The following is a 241-nucleotide window of genomic DNA, read 5'->3' as shown; positions in this document are numbered from 1 at the left end:
ATATTGTTACATTGACGGATGGAACAGCTGGAACATTTGCCTCAAAAGATGTTGGAACAGGTATTAGCGTTACCTCTTCAATGAGTCTATCGGGTACTGATGCTGGTAATTACACCCTTACACAACCATCAGGATTCACGGCTGATATATCAGCAGCAGCACTTACTGTAACAAATGCGGTAGCGGAAAACAAAGTGTATGATGGCAATACAGAAGCTGTTATTTCTGGAGCAACATTAAG

Annotated in this window: 1 protein-coding gene; it reads left to right on the top strand. The window is 41.5% G+C overall.

From position 1 onward, the window contains the following. Positions 1-241: YDG domain-containing protein (locus tag ACXAHM_RS26480; RefSeq protein ID WP_474967088.1), on the top strand; the 241-nt coding region annotated here is incomplete at both ends.

Source organism: Flammeovirga sp. AWQ4_249 (assembly GCF_056161045.1).
This window is presented reverse-complemented; position numbering and strand designations above follow the sequence as displayed.